General features: G+C 70.6%; 3 protein-coding genes. 2 read left to right on the top strand and 1 reads right to left on the bottom strand.

What is annotated here, in order from left to right; translation table 11 throughout:
- Positions 1 to 33 precede the first annotated feature (33 nt).
- Complete coding sequence (locus tag STRIP9103_RS20845; RefSeq protein ID WP_009316362.1) at positions 34 to 1,722, bottom strand: peroxidase family protein; 1,689 nt, start codon at positions 1,720 to 1,722, stop codon at positions 34 to 36.
- A 413-nt stretch (positions 1,723 to 2,135) separates the two neighbouring features.
- On the opposite strand from STRIP9103_RS20845, the gene STRIP9103_RS20840 reads away from it, so the two are divergent.
- A complete protein-coding gene (locus tag STRIP9103_RS20840) occupies positions 2,136 to 4,379 on the top strand; it encodes an alpha-N-acetylglucosaminidase (protein ID WP_009316363.1) in 2,244 nt (747 codons plus the stop codon).
- 96 nt (positions 4,380 to 4,475) lie between these two features.
- On the top strand, positions 4,476 to 4,714 hold a 239-nt coding region (locus tag STRIP9103_RS50020), incomplete at its 3' end, for a chitosanase (protein WP_048820664.1).

The raw sequence follows: 4,714 nt of genomic DNA, 5'->3' as shown, positions 1-4,714 counted from the left end.
CGAACGGCGGATGCGGCGGTCGTGCGGTTCCGCCTAGCCCAGCGGGTTCAGCAGGGCCGGGTCGTTCTCGAAGGCGAAGAGGAGCAGGTCCGTCATCGTGAACTTGCCCTTCCGGTGGGACGGGAGGCTGGGGCGCCAGCCGGGGTGCTTCACGATGGACGTCCGGCTGCCCTCCATCGCCCGGTGGAAGACCTCGGCGACGAGGGTGCCGCCGACGCCGGTGAGGCTGCCGGGGTGGGCTTCGTTCACCTCGGCCTCGCGCAGGACGTAGAACCACAGCGGGGTGTGCTCCACGAGCTGGGCGCGCTGGGTGTCGTCCAGCCCGTCGAGGACGGCGCCGCCGTTGCCCCGCAGGATCTGGTCCTCGGTGAGCGGCTTGAAGCCCATCTGGGCGGCCAGTTGCGGCCCGGTGGCCAGCTCGACCATCGCGGCCCGTGTGAGATTGCGGAACGCGAGGTTGCGCTGGATCGGCGGCGGGGCCGGGCGGCCACGGCCGTCGAAGGTGCCGGTGGGCAGCGTGGCCAGCGGGTCGACGAGCAGGGTGTCGAGACGCTTGGCCACGTTGAACTCGCCCTCGGGCACGGCCAGGTCCTCCCGGCCGATCTCACCGAAGTCGAACAGCCTGCGGAAGTCGACGATCCAGTTGCTCGGCAGCCGCAGGTTCTCCCCGGCGTTCGGGTCGTCCAGGTCGCTCAGGTCGGCCGGGCCCGGGGTGAGGTTGCCCGCCGTGCCGCTGAACCGGAACAGCAGTCCCAGCGTGGCGATCCCACCGGGCCCGCCCGCGCGGAACACGGTGTTCCACTGATAGGCCCCGCGCACCATGCTGTGCCCGAGCCGGTAGGCGGCGACGGAGAACTCGATGGGCATCGTGGGCAGGTCGCCGGGGCGGGTGTACCCCGGCACCTCGAAGTGCCGGCGCCCTCGGGTGAAGACCCGCTCGACGATGTCCGGGTCGACGATGCGCGGCAGGAAGTCGGTGCGCAGGATCCACTGGTAGTGCTTCACGACGATGTCCCGGGCCGCGTGGAACAGCCGGTACTCGGGCACTCCACGCTCGGCGAGGTGGTCGACGACGCGGTTGTGGAAGCGGATGAACGCCAGATGGAGCTGGCCGACGGCCAGGTTCTCGTCGTTGCGCGCGTCCGGGATGAGCGGAGCGCGCTTGTCCGCCTGGGTGCCGCCGACCGTCTCGCCGGCCCTCGGCAGATCGAAGCCCTCCTGGTCGATGTTGGCGGGCGGGAACTCGGGCGGGAAGGGCACGCCGAGTGTCGTGCCCGTCTTCAGACGGCCGCCGGGCTCGTAGAAGCGGGCGCTGCTGGAGTGGTTCGGGCCCAGACCGTAGAGCGAGTCCAGGTCGAGGGCGGGGCTGCGCCCCTGCACCAGGTCCTCGACCGGGACCGGCTCGCCCAGCCCCACCTGGGTGCGGTCCAGTGTCAGATCGTGGTCGACGAACTGCCCGAGGTAGGTGAACCCGGCCGGGATCGCCGCCCCGGGGTCCCCCGAGTCGGGGTCGGCGCCGCCCGTGGCCGTGGTCATGGCCTCGGCGAGCTTGCCGCGCAGTGTCTCGTCGAGCTGGACTCCCTTCTCCCCGAACCTGGAGAAGCGGAAGGCCATCTGCTGCTCGGCCGCGCTCGGTACGCGCGCGACCGCGTCCCCCTTCTCGAACTCCAGTATCCGGCCCTCGTTGACGACGTAGTAGGTCTCGCGATGGTGTCGGTGCACCGTGATGTCCCCGTTCTGTCCCCCACACCCTGCGACCGGCCACAACCGGACTTAACGGTTCCTACCGCAATCTCCGGTATCTACCGGATACAGAGTGATCTTTCGGATGAACTCCTGTTTACCGACAACGCGTCAGCCAAGCCGAGAGGTTCCCGAACCAGGACATCTACGTACATCGACGTACGAGGGGCGACCCGGCTGGACAACACCCGCCCGGACGTACACCTCCGTCGCCATCGAGCCCGACGTCCCCATCCCCGGCCGGAGTTCAGCCGGCGGGTCGACCGAATGGGCGGCGAACAGCAGCCGTTCACGTCCGATTCTTCCCCTTGTGGCCGCGCGTCTTTGCACAAGTGTGGTTTCGGGGGGTATTCCTCCCCACGGCGTACCCCCACCCGCATCCCGGAGACACCATGCCGCTCGCCCGCCGCGCCCTCCTGGTCGCCCTCACCACCAGTTCGGCGATCGCCTCCTCCTCGGCCCGTGCGATCCCCTCGGCCCGTGCGATCCCCTCGGACGACGCCCCCCGGGCGGACCGGCCGAAGGCCGGAAAGGCCGGCAACGGGGCCGGAGCCGCCGCGGCGGCGGCCCGGCGGCTGCTGCCGAACCACTGGCGACAGATCACATTCGTGCGGGGGACGGAGCGTGACACCTTCCGGGTCAGTGGTCACACCGGCCGGATCACCGTCACCGGAGACACACCGGCCACCCAACTCACCGGCCTCAACTGGTACTTGAACCACACCGCGCACGCCGAGATCAACTGGGCGGGCGAGCAGACGAACCTCCTCCCCCGTGACCTCCCGGGCGTCGACGGCACGGTCAGCCGCCGCGCCAACGTCCCCCACCGCTTCGCCCTCAACGACACGAACGACGGCTACACGGGCGCATACCTGGACTGGACGTACTGGGAGCGCGAGCTGGACGTCCTGGCGCTGCACGGCTACAACGAGGTCCTCGTCTACGCGGGCGCGGACGCGCTCTACCACCGCGTGTTCCAGGAGTTCGGGTACCGCGACGAGGAGCTGCGGGAGTGGATCGCGGGTCCGGCCCATCAGCCGTGGTGGCTGCTGCAGAACCTGTCCTCCTTCCCCTCCCCGGTCTCCCGGCAGCTCCTCGACGCCCGCGCCGCCCTGGGCCGCCGGATCGTCGGGCGGCTGCGCGAGCTGGGCATGACTCCGGTGTTCCCCGGCTATTTCGGTACAGTTCCGCCCGGTTTCGCCGAGCGCAATCCGGGGGCGCGGACCGTGCCGCAGGGCGACTGGATGGGCTTCGCGCGCCCCGACTGGCTGGACCCGCGCACGAATGAGTTCAAGCGGGTGGCGGCGGCCTTCTACCGGGCGCAGGACGAGCTGTTCGGCGGTCCGTCGACGCTGTACAAGATGGACCTGCTGCACGAGGGCGGCGACCCGGGCGACGTGCCCGTGGCCGACGCGGCGAAGGGTGTCGAACGGGCGCTGCGGGCGGCCCACCCCGACGCCACCTGGGTGATCCTCGGCTGGCAGCACAACCCGCCGCGCGCGATCGTCGACGCCGTCGACAAGAAACGCATGCTCGTCGTCGACGGTCTCTCCGACCGCTTCCCCACGGTCATCGACCGCGAGGCCGACTGGGGCGACACCCCGTACGCCTTCGGCTCGATCTGGAACTTCGGCGGCCACACCGCCCTCGGCGCCAACACCCCCGTCTGGGCGGAGCTGTACGAGAAGTGGCGTACGAAGGACGGCAGCAAGCTGCGCGGGATCGCCCTCATGCCCGAGGCGGCGGACAACAATCCGGCCGCCTTCGCCCTCTTCTCCGAACTCGCCTGGCGAAAGGACGAGTTGGACCTCAAAACGTGGTTCTCGGAGTGGGCGCACGCACGGTACGGCGCCCGTGATCCGCATGCCGAGGCCGCCTGGGACATCCTGCGCCGCACCGCGTACGGCACCACCCGCGCCGACCGGTGGAGCGAGGGCGCCGACGGCCTGTTCGGCTCCCGCCCCGCGCTGAACACCGTACGGGCCGCCCGTTGGTCGCCGAAGCAACTACGCTACGACGCGGCCGAGTTCGAGCCCGCGCTGGGTGAGCTGCTCAGCGTACGGCCGGGACTGCGGTCGTCGTCCGCGTACCGCCGGGACCTGCTCGATGTGGCCCGGCAGACACTCTCCAACCGCAGCCGGGTCCTGCTGCCGCGGATCAGGGGGGCGTACGACGCCCGCGACACCGCCCGGTTCGACGAGTTGACCGGTACCTGGCTGTCGCTGATGGATCTGCTGGACCGGCTGCTGGCCACCGACTCCGCTCATCTGCTGGGGCGTTGGGTGGCCGACGCGCGGGCCTGGGGTGCGAGCGACGCCGAGCGGGAGCGGCTGGCCTACGACAATCTCTCGCTGCTGACCGTGTGGGGGACGCGGAAGGGCGCGGACGCGGGGCTGCGGGACTACGCCAACCGGGAGTGGGCGGGCCTGGTCGGCGGGCTGTACCGGCTGCGCTGGTCGACGTACTTCGAGGAACTGCGGGCCGCGCTGCGGGAGGGCCGGACGCCGAAGAAGATCGACTGGTTCGCGCTGGAGGACCGCTGGACGCGCGCCCCGGGGCGGCTCGCGACCGAGCCGACCGGGGACACATACACAGTCGCCATCGAGGTCCGGGACCGGCTCACAGCTCTCTCCTGACGGATCACAGCGGTCTGCGATCGCACCCTCACGGCTTTCCAAGCCGGGCACGCGACTCTCGACCACCCACTCGAAGCGCTGACTTGGAGAACACCCGTGCCGTTGCTGCCCGCCGGAGCCGCATCCCGTCGTCTGCTGCTGACCACCCTCGGCGTCTCCCTGCTCGCCGCCCCCGTCGTCGGGCTCCGGGTGGCGGACGCGGCCACCACCGCGAGTACCGGGCTCGACGACCCGGACAAGAAGGACGTGGCCATGCGGCTGGTGTCGAGCGCGGAGAACTCCTCGCTGAGCTGGGAGGAGCAGTACGAGTACATCGAGGACATCGGTGACGGCCG

It is taken from the genome of Streptomyces ipomoeae 91-03, assembly GCF_000317595.1.
GTDB lineage: Bacteria > Actinomycetota > Actinomycetes > Streptomycetales > Streptomycetaceae > Streptomyces > Streptomyces ipomoeae.
Note: the sequence above shows the minus strand (reverse complement) of the source record. Positions and strands in the feature narration are given on the sequence as shown.

Excerpts from the sequence above, each read along its gene's own strand:
- STRIP9103_RS20840 (WP_009316363.1), top strand. The coding sequence starts at position 2,136 with ATGCCGCTCGCCCGCCGCGCCCTCCTGGTCGCCCTCACCACCAGTTCG.